The 20,509-nt window shown below is 57.5% G+C and carries 19 protein-coding genes and 4 pseudogenes; 14 read left to right on the forward strand and 9 right to left on the reverse strand.

Going from position 1 to position 20,509, the window contains the following annotated elements; all coding sequences use genetic code 11:
* Position 1: 1 nt before the first annotated feature.
* From cyoB to N8E88_RS11515, 5 genes and pseudogenes are all read left to right on the forward strand, one after another.
* Positions 2-2,011, forward strand: a complete 2,010-nt coding sequence (cyoB, locus tag N8E88_RS11495; RefSeq protein ID WP_262291847.1) for a cytochrome o ubiquinol oxidase subunit I — start codon at positions 2-4, stop codon at positions 2,009-2,011.
* Positions 2,008-2,643 (forward strand): cytochrome o ubiquinol oxidase subunit III, encoded by a 636-nt coding sequence (cyoC, locus tag N8E88_RS11500; protein ID WP_262291848.1) that lies wholly within the window; start codon positions 2,008-2,010, stop codon positions 2,641-2,643. Before cyoB ends, cyoC begins: the two co-directional genes overlap by 4 nt.
* Positions 2,640-3,017 (forward strand): cytochrome o ubiquinol oxidase subunit IV, encoded by a 378-nt coding sequence (gene cyoD / locus N8E88_RS11505; protein WP_262291849.1) that lies wholly within the window; start codon positions 2,640-2,642, stop codon positions 3,015-3,017. Before cyoC ends, cyoD begins: the two co-directional genes overlap by 4 nt.
* Entirely contained in the window at positions 3,014-3,910 is an 897-nt protein-coding gene (locus N8E88_RS11510) for an SURF1 family protein (protein WP_262291850.1), read from the forward strand. Before cyoD ends, N8E88_RS11510 begins: the two co-directional genes overlap by 4 nt.
* Before the next feature lie 439 nt (positions 3,911-4,349).
* Positions 4,350-5,312 (forward strand): annotated as a pseudogene (locus N8E88_RS11515) (transposase); the annotation flags it as partial.
* Positions 5,313-5,482: 170 nt separating this feature from the next.
* Here the strand turns inward: N8E88_RS11515 and N8E88_RS11520 are convergent.
* Entirely contained in the window at positions 5,483-7,195 is a 1,713-nt protein-coding gene (locus tag N8E88_RS11520) for a thiamine pyrophosphate-dependent enzyme (protein WP_262291851.1), read from the reverse strand.
* Positions 7,196-7,302: 107 nt separating this feature from the next.
* On the opposite strand from N8E88_RS11520, the pseudogene N8E88_RS11525 reads away from it, so the two are divergent.
* The 5 genes and pseudogenes from N8E88_RS11525 to N8E88_RS11545 form a co-directional block, all read left to right on the forward strand.
* A pseudogene (locus tag N8E88_RS11525) lies at positions 7,303-7,653 on the forward strand (response regulator transcription factor); the annotation flags it as partial.
* A 206-nt stretch (positions 7,654-7,859) separates the two neighbouring features.
* Positions 7,860-9,815 carry an FUSC family protein gene (locus tag N8E88_RS11530; RefSeq protein ID WP_262291852.1) on the forward strand — a complete coding sequence of 652 codons (1,956 nt, stop codon included), beginning with the start codon at positions 7,860-7,862 and terminating at the stop codon, positions 9,813-9,815.
* Positions 9,815-10,762 (forward strand): efflux RND transporter periplasmic adaptor subunit, encoded by a 948-nt coding sequence (locus N8E88_RS11535; protein ID WP_262291853.1) that lies wholly within the window; start codon positions 9,815-9,817, stop codon positions 10,760-10,762. The genes N8E88_RS11530 and N8E88_RS11535 overlap by 1 nt, the downstream gene beginning before the upstream one ends.
* The gene (locus N8E88_RS11540) at positions 10,759-10,962 is read left to right on the forward strand and encodes a DUF1656 domain-containing protein (RefSeq protein WP_262291854.1); all 204 of its coding nucleotides are present in this window, start codon (positions 10,759-10,761) and stop codon (positions 10,960-10,962) included. The genes N8E88_RS11535 and N8E88_RS11540 overlap by 4 nt, the downstream gene beginning before the upstream one ends.
* Before the next feature lie 295 nt (positions 10,963-11,257).
* Positions 11,258-11,578: pseudogene (locus N8E88_RS11545) on the forward strand (thiamine pyrophosphate-binding protein); the annotation flags it as partial.
* 74 nt (positions 11,579-11,652) lie between these two features.
* Here the strand turns inward: N8E88_RS11545 and N8E88_RS11550 are convergent.
* Positions 11,653-11,928, reverse strand: a complete 276-nt coding sequence (locus tag N8E88_RS11550; RefSeq protein ID WP_262291855.1) for a hypothetical protein — start codon at positions 11,926-11,928, stop codon at positions 11,653-11,655.
* 568 nt (positions 11,929-12,496) lie between these two features.
* A complete protein-coding gene (locus N8E88_RS11555) occupies positions 12,497-12,826 on the reverse strand; it encodes an efflux RND transporter periplasmic adaptor subunit (RefSeq protein WP_262291856.1) in 330 nt (109 codons plus the stop codon).
* Between the two features lie 83 nt (positions 12,827-12,909).
* On the opposite strand from N8E88_RS11555, the gene N8E88_RS11560 reads away from it, so the two are divergent.
* Positions 12,910-13,308 carry a hypothetical protein gene (locus N8E88_RS11560; RefSeq protein ID WP_262291857.1) on the forward strand — a complete coding sequence of 133 codons (399 nt, stop codon included), beginning with the start codon at positions 12,910-12,912 and terminating at the stop codon, positions 13,306-13,308.
* Positions 13,309-13,645: 337 nt separating this feature from the next.
* Here the strand turns inward: N8E88_RS11560 and N8E88_RS11565 are convergent, their stop codons facing one another.
* Entirely contained in the window at positions 13,646-13,864 is a 219-nt protein-coding gene (locus tag N8E88_RS11565; RefSeq protein ID WP_262291858.1) for a hypothetical protein, read from the reverse strand.
* A gap of 1,521 nt (positions 13,865-15,385) precedes the next feature.
* On the opposite strand from N8E88_RS11565, the gene N8E88_RS11570 reads away from it, so the two are divergent.
* Positions 15,386-15,880: a DUF3455 domain-containing protein gene (locus tag N8E88_RS11570; RefSeq protein ID WP_262291859.1), complete on the forward strand. Its 495-nt coding sequence runs from the start codon at positions 15,386-15,388 to the stop codon at positions 15,878-15,880.
* Between the two features lie 131 nt (positions 15,881-16,011).
* Here the strand turns inward: N8E88_RS11570 and N8E88_RS31825 are convergent, their stop codons facing one another.
* Positions 16,012-16,398 (reverse strand): outer membrane protein, encoded by a 387-nt coding sequence (locus N8E88_RS31825; RefSeq protein ID WP_410010565.1) that lies wholly within the window; start codon positions 16,396-16,398, stop codon positions 16,012-16,014.
* Positions 16,399-16,767: 369 nt separating this feature from the next.
* Here N8E88_RS31825 and N8E88_RS11580 point away from each other — a divergent pair.
* Positions 16,768-16,889, forward strand: a pseudogene (locus N8E88_RS11580) (ATP-binding cassette domain-containing protein); the annotation flags it as partial.
* Positions 16,890-17,239: 350 nt separating this feature from the next.
* On the opposite strand, the gene N8E88_RS11585 reads toward N8E88_RS11580, so the two are convergent.
* The 4 genes from N8E88_RS11585 to N8E88_RS11600 all read right to left on the reverse strand — a co-directional run bounded on the left by N8E88_RS11585 (position 17,240) and on the right by N8E88_RS11600 (position 18,997).
* A complete protein-coding gene (locus tag N8E88_RS11585; protein ID WP_262291860.1) occupies positions 17,240-17,767 on the reverse strand; it encodes a c-type cytochrome in 528 nt (175 codons plus the stop codon).
* 18 nt (positions 17,768-17,785) lie between these two features.
* Positions 17,786-18,016, reverse strand: a complete 231-nt coding sequence (locus tag N8E88_RS11590) for a hypothetical protein (protein ID WP_262291861.1) — start codon at positions 18,014-18,016, stop codon at positions 17,786-17,788.
* A gap of 64 nt (positions 18,017-18,080) precedes the next feature.
* Entirely contained in the window at positions 18,081-18,323 is a 243-nt protein-coding gene (locus tag N8E88_RS11595; protein WP_262291862.1) for a hypothetical protein, read from the reverse strand.
* Between the two features lie 452 nt (positions 18,324-18,775).
* Complete coding sequence (locus N8E88_RS11600; protein WP_262291863.1) at positions 18,776-18,997, reverse strand: hypothetical protein; 222 nt, start codon at positions 18,995-18,997, stop codon at positions 18,776-18,778.
* Between the two features lie 19 nt (positions 18,998-19,016).
* On the opposite strand from N8E88_RS11600, the gene N8E88_RS11605 reads away from it, so the two are divergent.
* Positions 19,017-20,438 (forward strand): MocR-like pyridoxine biosynthesis transcription factor PdxR, encoded by a 1,422-nt coding sequence (locus N8E88_RS11605; protein ID WP_315975221.1) that lies wholly within the window; start codon positions 19,017-19,019, stop codon positions 20,436-20,438.
* The last annotated feature ends 71 nt before the right edge of the window (positions 20,439-20,509 follow it).

The following is a 20,509-nucleotide window of genomic DNA, read 5'->3' on the forward strand; positions in this document are numbered from 1 at the left end:
CATGTTTGATAATCCCAATCTTCTTAAACTCGTTTTCGGCCGGCTCACTCTGGATTGCCTTCCGTTGCACGAGCCCATTCTGGTCGTCACCTTTGCTGTGGTAGCGCTGGGCGGCGCGGCGGTGATAGGAGCCCTCACCTATTTCCGCGTGTGGGGCTATCTCTGGCACGAATGGTTCACAAGCGTGGATCACAAGCGCATCGGCGTTATGTACATGGTTCTCGGCATCATCATGCTGCTGCGCGGCTTTTCCGACGCCATCATGATGCGTCTTCAGCAAGCCATGGCATTTAACGGTTCCGAAGGCTACCTGCCCGCGCAACACTTCGATCAGGTCTTCACGGCCCACGGCGTGATCATGATTTTCTTTGTGGCTATGCCGCTCGTCACCGGATTGATGAACTTTGTCGTTCCGCTGCAGATCGGTGCACGTGACGTATCCTTTCCATTCCTGAACAATTTCAGCTTCTGGATGACCACCGCCGGCGCGATCCTAGTGATGATGTCGCTGTTCGTCGGCGAGTTCGCCAGGACCGGCTGGCTCGCCTATCCGCCTCTCTCGAATATCGGTTATAGCCCCGATGCCGGCATGGATTATTACATATGGGCGCTGCAGATAGCGGGTGTCGGGACACTGCTGTCCGGTGTGAATCTCGTCGCTACTATCGTAAAGATGCGCGCGCCGGGCATGAGCATGATGAGGATGCCTATCTTCACCTGGACGGCACTGTGCACCAATGTGTTGATCGTAGCTGCATTTCCAGTGCTGACCGCCGTGCTCGCGCTGCTCACTCTCGATCGCTATGTCGGCACAAATTTCTTCACCAATGACTTCGGCGGCAATCCGATGATGTACGTGAATCTCATTTGGATATGGGGCCATCCGGAGGTCTACATCCTCATCCTGCCGGCCTTCGGCATCTTCTCGGAAGTCACCTCGACGTTCTCGGGCAAACGCCTCTTCGGTTACACCTCCATGGTTTATGCGACCGTGGTCATCACCATTCTCGCCTATCTCGTCTGGCTCCATCACTTCTTCACTATGGGCTCCGGCGCAAACGTCAATTCCTTCTTCGGTATCACCACCATGATCATCTCGATTCCGACGGGCGCAAAGATCTTTAATTGGCTCTTCACCATGTACCGCGGCCGCATCCGTTTCGAACTTCCGATGATGTGGACTGTCGCCTTCATGCTTACCTTTGTTATCGGCGGTATGACTGGCGTGATGCTGGCTATCCCTCCGGCAGACTTTGTGCTGCACAACAGCCTGTTCCTCGTTGCCCATTTCCACAATGTCATCATCGGCGGCGTATTGTTCGGCATGTTCGCCGGCATCAGTTACTGGTTTCCAAAAGCTTTCGGGTTCAAGCTCGATCCGTTCTGGGGAAAGATGTCGTTCTGGTTCTGGGTCATCGGCTTCTACTTCGCTTTCATGCCGCTCTATGTGCTCGGGCTGATGGGAGTGACGCGGCGACTGCGTGTGTTCGACGACCCATCGCTGCAGATCTGGTTCGTGATTGCTGCTTTCGGGGCCTTCCTGATCCTCCTCGGTATCTTGTCCTTCCTCATCCAGATCTATGTCAGTGTCCGCAATCGTGAGGCGCTGCGCGATTTGACCGGCGATCCCTGGGAAGGCCGGTCGCTGGAATGGTCGACTTCATCGCCGCCACCCGTCTATAACTTCCCCTTCACCCCGGTAATCCATGACCTGGACGCTTGGGACGACATGAAAAAACGTGGTTACAGCCGTTCACTGGAAGGTTTCAGGGCGATTCACATGCCACGGAATACCGGTGCTGGCATCATCCTGGCCGGACTGAGCATGATCTTCGGTTTTGCGATGATCTGGTACATCTGGTGGCTGGCAGCAGTAAGCTTTGTCGCGTTGCTGGCGGTCGCGATCGGTCACACCTTCAATTACAAACGCGATTTCCATATACCTGTCGATCAAGTTGTACAGACGGAAGACCAACGCACCGCCCTTCTCGCCGCGGGGTTGGCACAATGAGTACGATAACCGCCAGCGCGCAAGGCAGCACCGACGTTCCTGTATTTCACCGGACGGACGAACATGATCATGCCGAAGGCGGCAGCACCATGTTTGGCTTCTGGATCTACCTGATGAGCGATTGCCTCATCTTCGCAGTGCTGTTTGCCACCTATGGGGTGCTCGGTGCCAATTATGCGGCCGGTCCCTCGCCCAGGGACCTGTTCGATCTGCCCCTCGTGGCGGTCAACACGTCCATGCTGCTCCTTTCGTCCATTACATATGGCTTCGCCATGCTGACGATGGCGAAAGGCCGTGTCGGTGCGACACAAGCCTGGCTTGCGGTGACCGGCCTGTTCGGTATCGCTTTCATCTGCATCGAACTCAGCGAATTCTCGCATATGATTCATGAGGGTGCGACGCCGCAGCGCAGCGCCTTTCTGTCGTCCTTCTTCACCTTGGTGGGAACGCATGGCCTGCACGTGACTGTGGGGCTGATCTGGCTGATGACGTTGATGATGCAGGTTGCCCGGTACGGGCTAATCCAGGCAAATATGCGCCGGTTGACGTGCCTGAGCATGTTCTGGCACTTCCTTGACGTCATCTGGATCGGCGTCTTCACTTTCGTGTACCTGATGGGAATGTTGCGATGAATACGGATGCAAAGACCGGTTATGACGCCCATGGAGATGACAGCGGTCAGGCCCACGGCTCGCTTCGGTCCTACCTCATCGGCTTTGGCCTTTCGGTCGTCCTGACGGCACTTCCCTTCTGGCTTGTCATGAGCGGCACGCTGGACTCAAAGCAGGCAACAGCACTGGCAATCATGGCGTTAGCCGTGGTGCAGATCGTGGTCCACATGATTTTCTTCTTGCACATGAACGTGCGGTCCGAAAACGGCTGGTCGATGATGGCGCTGATCTTCACCCTCGTTCTGGTCGTCATCACGCTGACCGGTTCGCTTTGGGTTATGTACCATCTCAATGCCAACATGATGCCCGGACACGATATGAGCCAGATGCCATGACAGCGGCTGCCGTAGTGGCCGAGCTCGCCAATGAAGGCGATAAGACCGATCACTCCGGGGCACACGCTTTCACCGGCAACGATCCGCTTCCCGCGCAAAATTCCTTGCTGAAGCTTTGCGCGCTTGGCATGGTTGCTCTTTTGGGCGTGACCGTCCTGTCGGGTCTCGGCATCTGGCAGCTTGAGCGCCGTATCTGGAAGCTGGAATTGATCGATCAGGTGAAACAACGGGTTCACGCCCCAGCGTTCTCCGCGCCCGGCCCCGCCTCCTGGGACCATATCAACGCCACCGACGATGGCTATCGCCATGTCCGTGTGGGCGGACGCTTTCTGGACAAGCCTGATACGCTGGTGAAAGCCGTAACAAATCGCGGGGGCGGTTTCTGGGTCCTCGCGCCGTTTCATACCGCGCAAGGCTTTACCGTTCTCGTCAACCGCGGCTTTTTACCGGCTGACCTGGCACGAAGCCGATGGCGGTCGAATATCCACGCCGGAGCCGATACCAATCTTACCGGTCTTATGCGCATGACCGAGCCCGGCGGCGGTTTTCTGCGGGGGAATGATCCCACTGCCGATCGCTGGTATTCGCGCGATGTCGCTGCGATCGCGGCAGCTCGCGGCATCGGACAGGTCGCGCCTTACTTTATCGATGCCGACGCAAACGCCAATCAGGATGGGCCTCCGGTCGGAGGACTGACCGTCATCACCTTTCCCAACAATCATCTGGTCTATGCGCTGACCTGGTTTGCAATGGCGCTGATGCTTGCTGCCGCCTCGATTCTCATCGCGCGCGGCGAATGGCAGGTTCGCAGAGGGCACCGTAAACCAGTTAGCGATGATGGATGGCACCGTAAACTTAACCAGTTGGCGATGTTTCTCTATGAATTTGAGTGATAACCGAGGTTGGTGATCTACTCTATCGCCGTCACCGTTTTCCAGTTGAAGTGTACTTCCGCTTCCCGCTCGGTCTTCGCATGGCAATGGCGAAGACTGAAACCGTGGCGATAATGCCTGCAAGTGCTGACCGTGGGTGTCGCTTTGCCTTTAATTCGATTCTTCCTCAATTTCTGTGGTTAACAGAGTGTTAGCGCCGCGATTGCTATCTGCGGGGATGCGAACGCAATTGAAATGGTCACCCGGCCCAGGGGTCAAAGTTCCGGGTATCACCCTTCAAGATGAACAAAACTGGGTTGTTTCTGCCGCTGCGAAACCTGTCGGTATCTGCACGGCTGGCACAACCGCCGCCTCCAGGACTTGCCTGTTCAGGGTCAAGTTGTGAAAATCAAACTCGCACTGAACCGGTGGCAGTGTAGGCACCGGAAATGCGGGCGACGAACCTTCACCGCAGGCCCGCCAGGTGGCTGACCGTTTTCATCTGGTCCAAAATCTCAGGGCGGCGATCAAGGAACAGATGTGCGTTTATGGCCACACCCATGTCAGACCCATTCTCTCCAAGATGCGATCGCCAGCGCTACAGCACAACTCGCCGTGCCCGCATGGCGCACAGACAATCCCGTCAGGAAATATTTGCCACGCTTCAAGCGTTGCGCCAGCAGGGCCTCACCTACAGCGAGATTGCAAGGCGGACCGGATACGAGCGCCGCAGCATCGCGAATTGGCTCACTTCTAACGCACATCGAGACAGAAACCGGGCAGCATTGAATCCGACATCGCCGTTGTATTTTGAAACTTTTCTGGCTGAATGCTGGAAGAATGGAAACCGCATTGGGCGCCATCTGTTTCACGATATCAAGAACCGCGGCTACACGGGCAGTCGTTCCAATCTGGAGCGCCTGTTGAAGGTGTGGCGTGAAGCCGAAAACATCCAACCCGACGACCCGCCTCCAGATGTGCATGTTTCAGAACCTGTCCGCGATCCTGATACCGGCCATGTGATCTCGTCTGTGGTGGCTGCAGCGTTGTGCATAAAACCGCGCGGCTTGCTGACAGATCTTCAGACCAGAAAGGTCAATGCTTTGAAGCAGGGCTCGACGGTGTCGCCATAATGCGTGACTTGGCCATGCGCTTCAACGGCATCTTGCGCAGCAGGAATTCGGAGGCACTGGATGAATGGATCGACGATGCCATTGACACCGAACTGACGGCGATCATGCGTTTCGCCAGCGTTTTGCGCCGGGATATTGATGCCGTCAAAAATGCAATCGACCTCCCTTGGAGCAACGGTCAAGCCGAAGGGCAGATCAACCGCCTCAAGATGCTGAAGCGAGCAATGTACGGTCGCGCCGGCCCAGAACTGATGAGGGCAAGAATGCTGCCGCTGAATCACAGAAATTGAGGATGAACCGTTTCAAGGGCAAAGCGACAGCGGTTTAGCGCGCTGACGATCTGAGTGGAAAAAACTGACGCGAAGCCCTACGCCCACCTCCCTAAGCCGCTGGGCTGGCGACATCATCGCCTACAGCCACAGAGCCGCATTTATCGCCCGTCCGGCAAGACGATGCCAGGTCAAAGGAAGTTTTCCCTCACCATTTCCCAAACATCCTTTCCCCGACCGTGCAAAACGGCACGAGCCGAATAAAGCGCCATGCCAACTGCTGGTGCCGCAGCTATGAATGGTGGCATGACCAGCTGCATGGGACTGACGTGCACGTGCAGCAGTGCGGGCCCCGGTTGGGCAAGCCAGTCCTTGACGCTCCCTTCAAGTTCGTCCGCCTTGGAAACCGTTTGGCCCCAGAGGCCCAGCACTCGCGCAGCTTCCCCGAAATTCGGGTTTTTCAGCCGCGTGAACGTATCGAGCATCCCCTCAGCCCTCTGCTCGATCTCCACGAAGCCGAGTTTGCCATTGTCATAAACGGCAATCTTGATCGGCAATTGCTCCTGGACCACGGTCATCAGGTCACCGAAAAGCATTGCGAGCCCGCCATCGCCGGCCAGACAGACGACCTGGCGGCCTGGCTGAGACTTCTGCAGCCCAAGGGCCGAGGGCATGCCGCCAGCCATGGTTCCATGCAGGAGACTGGCAAAGGTGCGGCGCTGGCCATTGGTCTCGATGTAGCGAACAAGCCAAACGGCCGGTGTACCAATGTCGGCAGAAAATATCGCGTCCTTGGCGGCATGGCGGTTGATCACTTCAGTCAGATAGGTCCCAGGAATACTCCCGTCGTGACCCGCGACAGCCTTTGCCTTTTCCGATTCCCTGGCTTTGGCGTAGCGCTGTACGTATCGGTCACGGAAGGAGGCGTCAGTGCGCTCGACCAGCTTCGGCAGCAATGCTTCCAGGGTTGGTCGCACATCGCCGACAACACCCTTGGTGATCGGATGGCGGCGCCCGAGGTGTGTTGGATCGATATCGACCTGAACAATCTTCGCCTTGTCGGGATAGAACTGCCGCCAGGCAAAATCGGCCCCCAGAAGCAGCAGCGTGTCGCAATCGAGCAAGGCGTGATATCCGGCTTCATTGCCGAGGATGCCGGTCATCCCGATGTTGTAGGGATTGTCAAACTCGAGAAAGTCTTTCCCGCGCGAGGTATGGGCGATCGGGGCCTTGACCTTTTCGGCAACCGCCAGGATTTCCTGGTGTGCCCCCTGGCAGCCCGCTCCTGCATAGATGGCGATGTCCCCGCCGTTGTTGAGTATCTCGGCGATTTCGTCGAGATCGGCATCGCTCGGTCGAACGACGGGCTGTGCAACGTGAACTGCGTAGGGGATGTCATCGTGTACCGTTGAGGCGGAAACGTCCGCCGGCACGATGAGAACGGCGACCCCGCGTTTCGCCAAAGCGGTCTGGCAAGCGATGACGGTTTTGCGCCGCGCCTGCTCCGGTGTATAAATCATGTCACAGAAAACGCTGCAGCTTTGGTAGATCTGCTTGAAATCGACTTCCTGGATGAAATCGAAGCCCAACTCATCGCGAATGATCTGGCTGGCAATGAGAATGACGGGCGCGCGGTTTCGGTTTGCTTCGAAAATCCCGTTGATGAAATGGAGGCTCCCTGGCCCGCAGCTTCCGGCGACGGCCGTCAGGTGACCCGTCAGTTGTGCTTCGGCCTGTGCGGCGAAAGCGCCGGCCTCCTCGTGTCTCACCGCCACCCACTCGATCGTGCTTCGTTCGAGCGAACGCGCGATCAGATTGAGCGTGTCACCCACGACGCCGTAACAATGTTCGACGCCTGCGCTCTGCAGCGTTTCAACGATGATGTCTGCTACCTGCTTGCTCATGGCGTCCAACTCCTGGTGAGACCGTTTCGAGCCTCGCATAAATGGACCAAATCCATGAGATTTCTACTATACGGATGTATGAGCTGCTATTCTTTGGTCGCTTCGCTGAACTCGCCACGACAGACCGGGAGATCCCCATTGTCTTCATCACAGGCCATGGCGATATTCCCATGTCGGTGCAGCCGATGAAAGGCGGTGCCATTGAGTTCCTGACCAAGCCGTTCCGCGATCAGGCGCTCCTCGAGGCCATTCAGCTCGGCCGCTCTCGCGATCGTGCACGGCGGGAGAATGAAGAGGCTCTGGTCGATCTCAGGGAGCGTTTCGCGTCTCCGAGCCCAGAGAGTGGGAAGGTGCACCGCAGCCGTCTGATGCGAAAGATGAAGGCCCATTCGCTTCTCGCACTCAGCCGAACGGCGGAAAAGCTGCAACTGGTACCCGAGGAGCCGCAACACTGCTGAGCCGAAGCTGCACCGGCAGTAGTGGTTCTACTGGCATTCGATCTGCCCTCCTTCGCGTGTAAACCAAAGTTTAGCGCAGTAACACCATGAGGCTACTCCGCGCCACCCTGTGTACAATAGATCGCGGGCGTTCCAAATCGTCAAACTGCATCTCACCCGGACACCGTGCGTGTTCGGGCCGCTCAAGCAACACATGGCGACGGCACATGGGGATACCGGTTCACATATGGGCATATGCCCTGCGGACATGGCTGGGGGCGGTGATCGCGCTCTATGCAGCATTCTGGCTGCAACTGGGAGGTGCATCCTCCGCGGCAGTCACGGTGGCGATTCTGGCGCTGCCAACCCGCGGGGCTGCGCTATCGAAAGCGGCGCACCGGCTAGCGGCGACCTTCATCGGTGCGACCATGTCGATCGTTATTGCTGGACTTTTTCCCGGCGAACCGCTCGGCCTGTTGCTATCGTTCATTTGCTGGATATGCATCTGCGTTTTTTCGGCAAGCTACCTGCGCGGCTATCGCGCCTACGCCGCGGTCTTGTCCGGGTATACGGTAGCGATCATTACCGTCGCCAACATCGATACCCCACAAAACGTGTTCACAACCATGACAGATCGTGTGGCGGCGATAACGATTGGTATCCTTTGCGTCACCATTATCAACGACCTCTTCGCTTCGCCGTCGGTATGGTCGGGCTTGGATCGCAAGATAAGCGACATTTGGCGCGACGTCCGTGAACATGCGCGCAGCGTGCTGAGCAAAGGGCAGGAGAATCCCGAAACGGCCGCCGCGCTGCTGTCGCAGATAGCCGGTTTGCGGGAAGATATCGATGTGGTCGGTCACGACATGGTGGACGGCCCGTATCGGGCAGCAGGTGCACGCAGCGCGATGATGGCGCTCCTTGAGACGGTTTACCTGCTTCGTCGGCTAAGCCTGTCTAAGTGTGACGACCCCATAGCTGTCTCGGTCAGGGCTCAGTGTTTGGCCGCACTCGACGATGAAGAATCGGAGGCGTCGACGCGGCTATCAAGGCTGCGTGAGTCGGAACTGTCGCGTCAAAATATCGACGTGGGTGCGGTTGGGCAGGTTCAGCAGGCGATTCGCTTCGTCGAATCGAAAGGCCTGTTCGATGATGGCATGTCGTCTTTGCGGGAAGGGCGGCCGCCAGCTCGCGACGTGCGGCTGAGTGACACCAAGGCATTCTTCTTCGCCGGGAGAAACGCGTTTCGCGTTGGTGTTGCTCTGTCAGCCTGCGCGATATTCCTTGTACTGGCAGGATGGCCGGCCTCGGTTGCGGCCCTGACCACAACAGCGATCTTGTGTGGGCTGAGCACCACAGCGCAGAGCCCATCGAAACTCGCAGTCGGAGCCATCGTTGCGTTCCCGATCGCCGCAGCAAGCGCCGGTTTTGTGCAGTTCTACATTCTGACGGAATCGCAAGACTTCGTTCGACTCGCCATCGCCATGGCCCCGATCCTGATCTTCGGTTGTTTGTTAAGCGTGCGGCCGCAGATCGCCGGGATCGGCACGATCATAAACGTTTTATTCTTGGTCCTGCTCGCGCCGTCCAATCCCCAACTTTACAATCCGCTGAACTTCTTCTTCGAATGCATCTTCGTGGCGTTCGCGCTCTGCGCGGTCTTGTTGGCAACGCGGTTGGTCTGGCCGGCGTCCGACCTCGACAGGCAGCTTGCGGTTGTCAGGGCGACAAAACGGACTTTGGCGGCATCTGTGTCCGGCGACGCGGAAAGCTTGCCCGCACTGGGTTTCGCGTTGGCAGCGCGGGTCGCAGATTATGTTGGCGCGACTGCCCCGGGGCGAGGATCCCGCCCACACGTGCTTAGGGCGCTCCTTGCGACCAACGACCTGTCGCTTGCTGTGGCGTCGGCCCACCTTCATCTGGAACAGACCTCGGACGACCCGGCAATCCGCTCAAGGATTGGTGCATTGCAGCGGGTCCTGCGATCCAGCAGCAGCCGGCGGCTTTATGCGACGGCGCGGTCAATTCTTCGGCACGCGCCCCCAGGGCAAGCCGCGTCTCATGAGCCGCTCATAGCCGCAGCCGCAGATCTGTGGGCTACCGGTTTGGTGCTGGAAGGTGAGCGGCTCCTGATACGACATTTCTGCGACGACAACTTGGGAGACGGTTTGTGGCGCGTGTAATGAGAAGAAGGCGATTCGCAACCAATGTCCTGCGATATCTCGCCACGGGCGCGCTCGTCGTAGCGGCGCTGGTTGCCGCAAGAGACGGGTGGACGCTTTATGTGACGTCGCCATGGACGCGCGACGGCACGGTGCGCGTGCAGGTCGCAAACGTGGCGCCGCAGGTTTCGGGACAGATCGTCGAGGTGCGAACCTACGACAACCAACGCGTCCACAAGGGAGACGTGCTTTACGTCATCGACAAGTTTGATTTTCAGGTGGCGCTGGATACCGCGAAGGCGGCTGTCCTAAGCAGTGAGGCCGACCTCGCTGTCAAGAAGGCCGAGGCCGGTCGCCGCGAGACTCTGTCCACATCGTTCAGCTCGATTGAGGAGAAGCAGGCGTTCAACGGCTCAGCGGAGATGGCCGCTGCTACCCTTGCGAGCGCCAAGGCCTCGCTCTCTCAAGCGGAAACCAACCTTCAAAGAACAGAAATACTCTCCCCGGTCGACGGCTACGTAACAAATCTCCTGATGCGCGTCGGCGATTTCGCTCAAACCGGCTCTTCCAACGTCTCGGTGATCGATGAACACTCGTACTGGATCGATGCGTATTTTGAGGAAACCAAGTTCGCCAGGATACATGTGGGTGACCCGGTCGAAGTGAAGCTGCTAGGATACGATGTCCCGATCAACGGAACCGTCGAGAGCATTACCGGTGGCATCAGCGCTTCGAACGCCGCAAGCAGCACACAAGGCCTGCCTAACGTCGATCCGATATTCACCTGGGTTCGTCTTGCGCAGCGAATTCCGGTGCGCATCAGGATCGACCAAGTGCCGCAAGGGGTGCCACTGATTGCGGGAATGACCTGTAGCGCGTCGGTCGTCGGAAGGGAAGATTCAGCATCGACGCTCGGAGCTGGAGGCTCTACTCTCTGGTTTAGCCAACTGATGGAGTGGCTCCTATGAGGGCGCAAACCGATATCGATCTTGGCGGCGTCTTGGTCGACCCCTTCGTGCGGTATCTTTTTCTGGCATTGGTCATCCTGCTCGCCGTTCGATTTGTCGTCGGCAGGCTGGGCCTGAGGCGGCTATTTGCCAATCCTCCGCTCGCCGAAGCGGCAATCTACGTCTGCATCCTCGGTTCGCTCGTGGTGTTTTGGAACTGAGCGACAGCCGGAACGCCGTCCAGCACTGCAGGTTTCTCCGCTCGGTCCTTTTCTCGCACGAACGCGCGTCTCTAGTTGCTATGGGGAACCGCCAGCAACCATTCTTTGAGCACGATCGGCCCCAGCTCAGCAGTATCGTACAAGCATAATTCCCAAGGAATATGCAAGCCAGAAGAATAGATGCCGACCACGATGACGATACTACAACGGCCTCTATTCGAATGACCTCGAAGCTATGATGAGCGTCACGAAAACTGCCACCTTTGCTGTCGGAACAACACTAAAAAGCACAGATATGCCTAGAACGGTCGCAGATCAGTTGGGCGAGTACCTCGTCGCGGCGGGGGTTAAGCGGGTATATGGCATTGTCGGCGACAGCCTCAACGGTTTGACAGACGCAATTCGGCGCCAGCGAAAAATCGAATGGGTGCATGTCCGGCACGAAGAGGTCGCCGCTTTCGCCGCTGGCGCTGAGGCGCATCTGACCGGCGATCTCGCGGTCTGCGCTGGAAGCTGTGGACCGGGCAACCTGCACCTCATCAACGGGCTCTTCGATTGCCATCGCTCGCGGGTACCGGTGCTGGCCATCGCGGCACATATTAACTCGTTTTCTATCCTTCCCAGTCGCGGGGTTTCACGAAAGGAAGAATCAAAACGGGGTGACATATGAAGCTGTGATAAGGGGCTTTGTTATTTAGTCCTGTTGTTGTCGTTCTGAATGACTGGACTGAACCGTTGCACCGTGCCGTAGCGCAAGTTCTTGAGTTCTACGACGCCTCCGTCCAAAACGGTATAAACAACTTCCCCGTTTTTAACCGTAGCGGTGTCGCCAGGCTTTCCTTCACCTCTTAGAATTTTGTTGATGGTAACGAATTGCGATGCGCTGTCGTTCTTGGCCAATGCAAACTGTGAATGAAGTCCGAGGCTTGTCAGCAAAGGAATAAAAGCGGTCAGTCGTCTTTTCATTATTCAATCCTTCCACGGGATGAACAGCACCGGAGCAAACGGCATTCCGACCACAAGCAGCCCTATTCCGCCCAAGCACAAGATCAAGCAGCGCCCGTGAGAAACTTATGAGCAGTAATTGCTCTTATTGTACTGGAAACCGAGGATTTTACGGAATTGATGGGCCATATACGTCTCGTAAACGATTGTATACTAGATGCTCTCACTCTCTCAAGTGCCATTCACAATCATGCTCCGCGCGCATTCTATGGAGCCACAAGTGCCAAGTCCGCCAACCAACCTTATCTAAGGCATATGCCTCACATTGAGGCGGCCGAGCTAATTGTAGTTGCCTTCTTTTGGCTCTCACGTTCGGGTCCCACTGGATTTACAGAGCGCTGAGCTGAGTTGACTCTCCATCAACCGCTGACACACAAAGGGTGCATTCCCGGCGTGATCAGCTGAGCGCGCAGGAGCCAACGCCTCCAGGACTTGTTCGCCTCACTCACCCTCACCTGCTTCCGCCTCGGCTTGCTTGATCGAACCGCGTGTAGGTTCGTCACGCAATCCCGCACTCAAAGGCCTGTCATTATCGCGCTGGAGTGACAGGGGCGGCGGCGCCGCTGACTTCAGTACCTTCGACCAGTTGCACGGGTGGGTTTCGAACGACCTTGTCGCCTGACTTGAGGCCGCTGTTGACCTCGATGGTCGTTCCCAAATCCCTTGCCACGGATATCTTCCTCAAATGAACGATGCCGTTGTCGACAACCGCTACCTGCAGCCCGTCCGAATTGAAAATAAGTGCGTCGGACGGGACTGAAAAGCTGGCGACCTTGCTGGGGATTTGCAATTCAACGGTGCAGTAAATCCCTGGTTCGAGCAGCCTGTCCGTATTGGTTACATCAATTTCCGTCAGCAAGGTGCGGGGTGCCAGGCTCCAAGGAGTCCGAAATTCGCGTCACCGTTCCCGTGAAAACACGGTTCGGAATTTTGGGAACATGGATGATCGCATTCTCGCCGGGGCCAACTCCAAACACCTGGTCCTGCGGCACAAACACGTCGGTGGAGATAGGTTTGCTCTTCCGCTTGGGCGCTGTCGTCATAACGCATCAGCAGCCGGTGGTAGTGTACCGGGTAATTGAGATGAACCCATTCCGACGCGCCATAGAGGAATGCAATCTCCACGGCTTTATCGAGATCCGCTATGAGGCTATCGATGGCGACCTGAAGCCGGCTCGCCCGGTTGGCTGCGGTAAGGACTGGTTCGTTAGTTGGTTTGCTCGGCATGTGCGTCCCTATCCGGTTTCCAGCATCGCGGACGAATCGGTCAACCTTCGGGTGCATATCGGGCACCTGCGCAAAGTCCTCAGGGACGGCAAGTGCTGTCCGATATATCAATAACGGTCCGGGCCGCGGATATTGCTTTGTTGCTCCCGAGTGCTGGACACAACAACTTCGCCCGATCGACAACATGTCCGGAGACGTCGGCGGCGGCGCTCCTGCGCCGCCAGCATCCGGTTGCCCCCGCCTGTCAAGGTGATCGGGCGGGACAAAAAGCGTGCGGAACTGAAGAAAATGCTCATCGCCGGTCTCGTATCGGCCATTCCGCCTGCCGGCTTTAGGTCTTAGGCGTGTAAACCAACGTATGATACCGCTTCACGCCGACCGTCCCTACGTCTGTGTAATGCCTTCAATGAAATGAACCAATACTCAGGAGTGAACCATGAGAACATCTGCATCAATCATGGCGGTAGCCGCTTTGGGCGTGACAATGGCATTTGGCTTGTCGACGGAATCGATGGCCCGCGGTCATGGAGGTCATGGCGGGCGCCACGGTGGCGGCCATCAAATCTTTAGGAACCACGGCCCTCACGGCAGTCATCACTTCGGTGGCTTTCGCGATCACCGTGGAGACTTCTACCGCCACGGTTTCCACAACCGAGGACATTTCAGGCATTTCAGGCACCGCGGCTATTATTGGGACAATCCTTACTATTCATGCGGATTCCCATTCTTGTTCGGGGGCGGTGATCCTTACTACTGCGGATATTGATGCCGACGCTGGAAGGCGCTCTGCGGTGTGTTGATTCCATCTGGATGAACTTGAGAAGAAGTACCGCTGTTCATGCTGTGACAGACTGGGTGAGGCTCGGCTTGGAGTTGGGCCGAGACCGGGCAGGCCATGTTAATCGGCCCAGAAAAGCATTTCTTTCTGCCATGCCAAAACCAACTGTTCGTCAATCAGCACCCTACCCTTGTGTCGAAAGCGTTCTGTCGTTCCCCCTAGGCGTCAAAGCCCAAGGAAAAACACGCCTAAATCCATGATGACCATACTGCTCGGCGCTGCGCAGCGATGGACTCGCACGCGGCACTCTTCGATGGCACCGCGGTCGTGCTTATCCAGCCTATTATCCGGAAACGTCGACAACTCTCCACCGCCTCGAACGGCGTTTCGCTAGTCAACTCCCTTGGCGAGCGGCGCGAGGCGACTCTCTGCAGGTTACGCGATCTAACGCCATTGCCGACCAAACTCTCTGGCAGGAGCCCGGCAGCAGTGACAACAGTATCAACGGATTTGTCCGCGATGCAATCGCACCTGAGCGAAATCGTAACAGTATCACCAGGTACGTTGATCTGGGTATGACCTACAAGGGGCTTTGCCGGGGCGTTACAACGACACAACAGGGATCGGCTTCGCTTACGCGACATGATCAACGGCGTGTCGAATCTAGCGAAAAGCGGACATTGCGTTCAGCGGCATGTCGCAATCCCGGCTCGGCGATTGGGAATGCTACCGTTTTCGGGCTGCGAACTGCCGTCACTTTCTAAAAAACTCCGATCTGGGGCGGTATACCGGCCGCGATTTGTCCTTTTGCAAGATCCCTTTCACGGGGAGGTGGGTCGGATCGAGAAGTCGCCGAGCATGCCGGGTCTCCATAAAGCCCAATATATCTATCCGCTTTTTTCGCTTGCCGCGAACAGCGTTGCAGCGGATCACGAATTTGATGGAAGGGGGGAGTCGGTAGATGCTGCCGGGATAAGTCTTAAACTGACCACGTGTTTGGGCAAACCATACCTACGTATACTTTCGCATCAGGCTGATTGTTTGTACCTCTACTACCGCGCCTGTCGAACACCGATGGGCCAGGTAGTTCCCCCGGCTACCACGCTTCAGTTTCCCCCTGGCTGAAGCCCGGACATCCTCCCGTGTCCGCAAAAGACCGCCCGAAGCCCACCGGGCGGTCTTTTGTTCTCAACAAGCGGGAGACAACAAGGAAGAGAAAAATGAAGCTGCCACTTGCAATCGCTTTTCACTCGATCCTGTTATCCGGTGCCTTGATCTCCCGATCATGGGCTTCTCCCCACGGACACAACGTTCACCATGGCCGAGTGCAAAGTCTCCCATCAAAGGGACAGACATGAGACGCCAGGTTAGACAGAGATTTCGTACTGTCGATCTCCGGATTGGAATCCCCCAATGTTCACTCGCTTGCTATTCACTTTTGCGGCTCTTGCGGTTTTTTCGGTTTCTGCGGTCGCTCAGGATTTTCCTGCAGAGCTTGCGCCTCCGCATGGTGCCACGCTGCTCGGCAGGTACGCCGCAAGGGGCGTCCAGATATATGTCTGTCGTGTCAAAGGGACCACACGCGAATGGGACTTCAAGGCTCCTGAGGCCGAGCTTACCGATGCACAGGGCAGGCCATTCGCCAAGCACTATGGCGGCCCGACATGGGAAGCGGGCGACGGCTCCAAGGCCGTCGGCAAGGCCTTGGTAACCGAACCCGCACCGAAGCCAGGCGCGATTCCCTGGCTGTTACTGTCGGCGGATTCTTCCGCGTCGGGGGTACTAGCCGGGGTGCGTTTTGTCCAACGTATCAACACTTCCGGCGGAGCCGGGCCGACCGGCACGTGTCCGACGGTCGGGTCAGAGCAGCGGGCCGATTACACGGCTGACTACATCTTCTATAAGTGAACATCCTCTCTGACGGGACCAAGCAAGTTGATTGGTCCCGTCGCACGAGTTGTATAGAGCGTGTTTAGAATTTTTAACTGACACCAATGACGACTTCGTTCGTCTTCAACTTGGCATCGAAATCAACAAAGTCATTTGCCGCCGAGAAATTTTTGTTGCCGTAGTCGGTGTAAACGGTACTCAAGGCGACCGATCAGGTTGTCAGTGAACGCATACTCAGCGCCGCCGCCCACGGTCCAGTTATGCGCCGCTGTCGTTGCACTCTCCCGTGGTAAAGACATCAGACAGGTCGTTGCGCCGTCATTTACAGCCAAACGGATTGCCAGGATATTCGCAGTGCCCGTAACTGCCGTCGCCGGGTGAATTTTTGAAGTGATCCCTGCGCTCGTCAACGCGGGCATCATCACGCTCGCCGCCGAAGATTCCGCCTGAACCCAACCTGCCTCTTCCTTGCGAAGGGTCGATCCTGTTATCGCCAACACTAAAACCGCGTCCCATGCCGTGGTCACCGCCGTCATGGCTCCGACTATTGCCGCCATGATCCCCGCTATGACTGCTGCCGCCGTCGTGTCCTCCGCCGCTGCCCCGTGCCATCGACTCAGTCGCTGAGCCTACAGCCACCATTGCGCCTAAAGCCAATACCGTTAGTCCTACTAAAGATTTTCTCATTTACTCACTCCTCGTTTTCAAGTGCCTCACCTCCATTTAGGAAACGGAATTGCGTACCTGTATTATACCTTGGTCTGTGCTCGTAACGCCTAGGTATTCACCAGTGGTCCACGTCCACTTTCACTATCACTACGCGCAATGAAAAAAGACATGTGATCTGCTCTAGTGCCAGGCTGGCAGCCCCTGCCCCTCCATCTGGAACATTTGCGGTCAAGAGCTACGACGCCTTCGTTGGCGATCGCGGCATCAAGCTCTCCGGCGGCCAGCCAGCGTATCGCCATTGCGCGCGTCCTGTTGAAAGGACGCGCCGATCCTGGTGCTCGACGAGGCGACCTCCGCTCGACACGCGTCCGTCGTTCACCTCGCAACCTTCGCGGATCGTACGCCTTGATGGGATTCGGTCAGCAGATCCACCCAAACGGAGGGGCTCTGAAAGCGGTTCCCGAAGAGCGATTATGCGATTTTCGACGCACAAAGGCGAACCTAAGGCGGTTTGTGCTCGTAGGTTGCGACGACCGATGGAATATACTCCGTAGTGCGATACCCACAATTTGCATGCGGATAAAACGCCACGCGGTCGCGGGTTTTCCGACAAGTATCACGAGTCATCATGGTTTGCCGAGCTCGGTCACATGCAAAAATCGCGAGCGGAGCCCGGTGCTCCAGCCGTGAAGCGATCAAATCTTGTCCCTATTTCGGTGCCGCCGCCGCGGTCTCGCCGGGCGGCAAGATCCGGAACATAAAGGTCGATACCTTTTCGCCGGGTTTAACCGGGTCGGGAATCTTGTTTTTGACCGGCTTCACGCTTTGGAGAAATGCCGCGATCGCCATGGCGTCATCCTTGGTGAGATGCGCAAAAGCGTGCCAGGGCATGATTGGGGCGAGGAGGCGACCATCTGGCCGTTGCCCAGTCTGAAGAGCGGTAACAATTTGCTCGGGACTCCAGCCACCAACGCCGGTCTCCTTGTCAGGCGTGATGTTGGGGCCGACAACGACACCGACACCGGGAATCTCGAAGCCTACATCCGAGCCGCCGAGAAAGCGAGACAGGTCGGGCTTTCCTAAGAAGTAACCCGGCGTGTGGCAGTCGTTGCATCCGCTTATCGTGGCGAGGTATTCGCCCCGCGTAATCTGTGCGTCGTCGGCCATGGCCGCAAACGATAGCAACCCAAGGCCCGACGCGGTCAAGAATGCAAATCGAACTGGGATTTGAAACATCGTTTTCTCCCTCGTATTTTAGAGCCCGCGCGCTTCACAACCCGTTTGCGCCCGCGTAGCTTTTAAGCAGCACGGTGGTCTCGACGGCGCGGGTTTCGAAATGTCGCCGATCGAATGGCCCACCAGCACGCTCCCGCGTGCTCGCAAGGCTGCGCCGATGGCGCGCACATAGTCCTCCAGGATCACCATGGCGGCCGGCGTGGTATCGGCTTCGTGGTACGGCAGATCGATGTCTTCGAGCGCCGCCACCACCCCTTTCCCAACACCAGGCGCCGTGTCATGCGTCATGAACGAGCAGGAACCGCATCATGCGTTACCTCATCGACATCAAGTTCGCGACTAAACCTGCCTTGACTTTAAGTACAGGCGCGGGGGTCTCGGCATGACCGATGTCTTTCAACTGATCGGGGGTCAAATTCGCGATTGCCCGACGTCTTGCGGCGGTCCGTTGCCAGGTCTTGAGAGCTACGATTGCGGTTGCTGTGGTTTTCAGCACAAGTCCCAGCAGGCGAACTGTCGACGAGTGATGACTGCCGCGAGTTTCCGTATGAGCCATTTCTGCCTCCCAATGTCCAGACTGGTCAAGGTCTCCGCAACCGTTGCCAGCACGAGCCTCCCCGCTCCTTCACATTGTCGTTATGGCATGGTAACGAAACGATAGGACTGATAGAAGTGCCAATTCCTGCATTCTCGGCCAGTCCAATTATGGTATTGTGACGCCAGGTCGGACTTGAGCGCGCGATCTCGACGACTACCGTCGCGCGGTTCTGCCGAATGTCGGATGAACACGGATGAGCTGATCCGAGTGCCCCTAGACCGCATACGGCAGCATGTAAATGCCGACGCCAAGTTCGCGCGCTTCGCGTGCCTGCTCGAGCACCGGCCTCGATACCGAGCTCATGCAGAGCCAAAGCTGTCGTCAGGCCGCCAATCCCGGAACGGCATCAGAACTTTCATGGCTCCGTTCTCCGCATCAGGATCGGCCATCGCTTGCTGTGGGCGGGTTTGCTACGTCTCATCCCGCGCATAAATAGTTTCGTTCCCGGCGATGACAAATTTGCCGAAACCCATGCCGTTACGTGGCGGGATCAAGACTTCGCCACCACTTATGCGCAAAACTTTGCCTCTTCCGCAGATTGCCAACAACGCATCGTAGAAAAGAATGCGGACTGGTAGAAGTGGCAATTCTGACATTTTCAGGCAGACCAATTTTCTGTACTCTAAAAGCATGATGGCCTTTCACGTTAGCTTGGTCGGTCGTAAGGACCTCAGCGGCGAGATCTATCGACAGATCCGGCGCGCCGTTCTGGATCGGCGGCTGCGGCCCGGCGACCCACTGCCGCCTGGCCGCGAACTGGCGCGGGCGCTGGCCGTGTCACGTGCCACAGTAACGGTGGCTTATGAACGGCTCGCCGCGGAAGGGTTCGTGACATCCCGGCAGGGGTCTGGAACATTCGTTAGCGAGGTGGTTGCGCAGGCCGGGCGTAAAAGCACAAGTCGGCGATCCTCCACCGGCGTGGTTCAACCGCGCCCGGTCTGGGAAGGAATTCCACTTCTGACGGCGTTCGAGAGGCGGGCTCGCTTCGATTTTCGCACTGGGTTGCCCGACGCTTCATTGTTTCCCCACAGGCACTGGCGGCGGTCGGTGACCCAGGCACTGCGGTCGAGTGAAGCGGCTGCTGGGTTCTATGAGCACCCCGCCGGCCATCGCGATCTTCGCGCGGCAATTGCCCGGCAGGTCGGAATGTCTCGCGGGGTCGAGGCATCGCCAGATGACATCATCATTACCAATGGTACGCAGCAGGCGCTCGATCTCCTGGCGCGCGTCCTGCTGGAGCCGGGCGACGCAATTGCCGTCGAAGATCCCTGCTACGGCCCCCCGAGACATTTGTTCAAGTCGTTGGGCATTCGCGTGGTCGGGGTGCCGGTGGATCGCGAGGGCCTGCTCGTCGAGGCACTGCCGCGAGGTGTCCGGGCCATCTATGTCACGCCGTCCCACCAATATCCGCTTTCCGTCACGATGACGCTGCCGCGCCGACAGGCACTATTGGCGTGGGCCGAGCGGAACAACGCGGCCATCATCGAAGACGACTATGACAGCGAGTTCCGTTTCGCAGACCGCCCCCTTGAGCCATTGCAAACGCTCGATACAAAAGGTCGGGTTATTTACGTAGGATCCTTTTCCAAGACCATGCTGCCGACCCTCCGATTAGGTTTCCTGGTGACCCCGCCATCGCTCAGGCTGGCCCTGCACAAGGCGAAATTCGTCAGCGATTGGCATACATCGACCCTCGCGCAAGCGGCGCTCGCGCGTTTCATTGATGAGGGCGCGTTTGCGCGTCACGTCCGCCGGGTGAGTGCAGTCTACCAGGAACGGCACCAGATCCTCGCGGACGCGATCGCCCGCGATTTTGCCGAGCATCTCGAGCTCATCTCGTCGACAACGGGGCTCCATCTCACCGCTCTGGCCCGGAGAATGTCGGTGGACCAGATCGCCGAGATCGCCCGCCGGGTCGCCGATCATGGCGTCGCCGTCCAGGTTCTGTCACGGTTCGCCGTGAACGCAATTCCACGAGCCGGTGTTATGCTCGGGTATGGCGCCATTCCTACAGCCCGCATCGAGGAAGGGATGCATCTGCTCCGCGTTTGTTTCGACAGTGAACCGCAGTGAGCCCACCATTTATGATGGTAGATCGGCCAGCATGTAGATTAGTCAATAGCATTGAGGCTTCGACCCTCGGG

Origin of the sequence: Phyllobacterium zundukense, assembly GCF_025452195.1 — a bacterium.
Classification (GTDB): Bacteria; Pseudomonadota; Alphaproteobacteria; order Rhizobiales; family Rhizobiaceae; genus Phyllobacterium; species Phyllobacterium zundukense_A.

Coding starts and splice junctions, on each gene's coding strand:
- cyoB (WP_262291847.1), top strand. CDS start 2: ATGTTTGATAATCCCAATCTTCTTAAACTCGTTTTCGGCCGGCTCACT.
- cyoC (WP_262291848.1), top strand. CDS start 2,008: ATGAGTACGATAACCGCCAGCGCGCAAGGCAGCACCGACGTTCCTGTA.
- cyoD (WP_262291849.1), top strand. CDS start 2,640: ATGAATACGGATGCAAAGACCGGTTATGACGCCCATGGAGATGACAGC.
- N8E88_RS11510 (WP_262291850.1), top strand. CDS start 3,014: ATGACAGCGGCTGCCGTAGTGGCCGAGCTCGCCAATGAAGGCGATAAG.
- N8E88_RS11520 (WP_262291851.1), bottom strand. CDS start 7,195: ATGAGCAAGCAGGTAGCAGACATCATCGTTGAAACGCTGCAGAGCGCA.
- N8E88_RS11530 (WP_262291852.1), top strand. CDS start 7,860: ATGGGGATACCGGTTCACATATGGGCATATGCCCTGCGGACATGGCTG.
- N8E88_RS11535 (WP_262291853.1), top strand. CDS start 9,815: ATGAGAAGAAGGCGATTCGCAACCAATGTCCTGCGATATCTCGCCACG.
- N8E88_RS11540 (WP_262291854.1), top strand. CDS start 10,759: ATGAGGGCGCAAACCGATATCGATCTTGGCGGCGTCTTGGTCGACCCC.
- N8E88_RS11550 (WP_262291855.1), bottom strand. CDS start 11,928: ATGAAAAGACGACTGACCGCTTTTATTCCTTTGCTGACAAGCCTCGGA.
- N8E88_RS11560 (WP_262291857.1), top strand. CDS start 12,910: ATGATCGCATTCTCGCCGGGGCCAACTCCAAACACCTGGTCCTGCGGC.
- N8E88_RS11565 (WP_262291858.1), bottom strand. CDS start 13,864: ATGCCTGAAATGTCCTCGGTTGTGGAAACCGTGGCGGTAGAAGTCTCC.
- N8E88_RS11570 (WP_262291859.1), top strand. CDS start 15,386: ATGTTCACTCGCTTGCTATTCACTTTTGCGGCTCTTGCGGTTTTTTCG.
- N8E88_RS31825 (WP_410010565.1), bottom strand. CDS start 16,398: ATGACGGCGGTGACCACGGCATGGGACGCGGTTTTAGTGTTGGCGATA.
- N8E88_RS11585 (WP_262291860.1), bottom strand. CDS start 17,767: ATGTTTCAAATCCCAGTTCGATTTGCATTCTTGACCGCGTCGGGCCTT.
- N8E88_RS11595 (WP_262291862.1), bottom strand. CDS start 18,323: ATGGCTCATACGGAAACTCGCGGCAGTCATCACTCGTCGACAGTTCGC.
- N8E88_RS11600 (WP_262291863.1), bottom strand. CDS start 18,997: ATGCTTTTAGAGTACAGAAAATTGGTCTGCCTGAAAATGTCAGAATTG.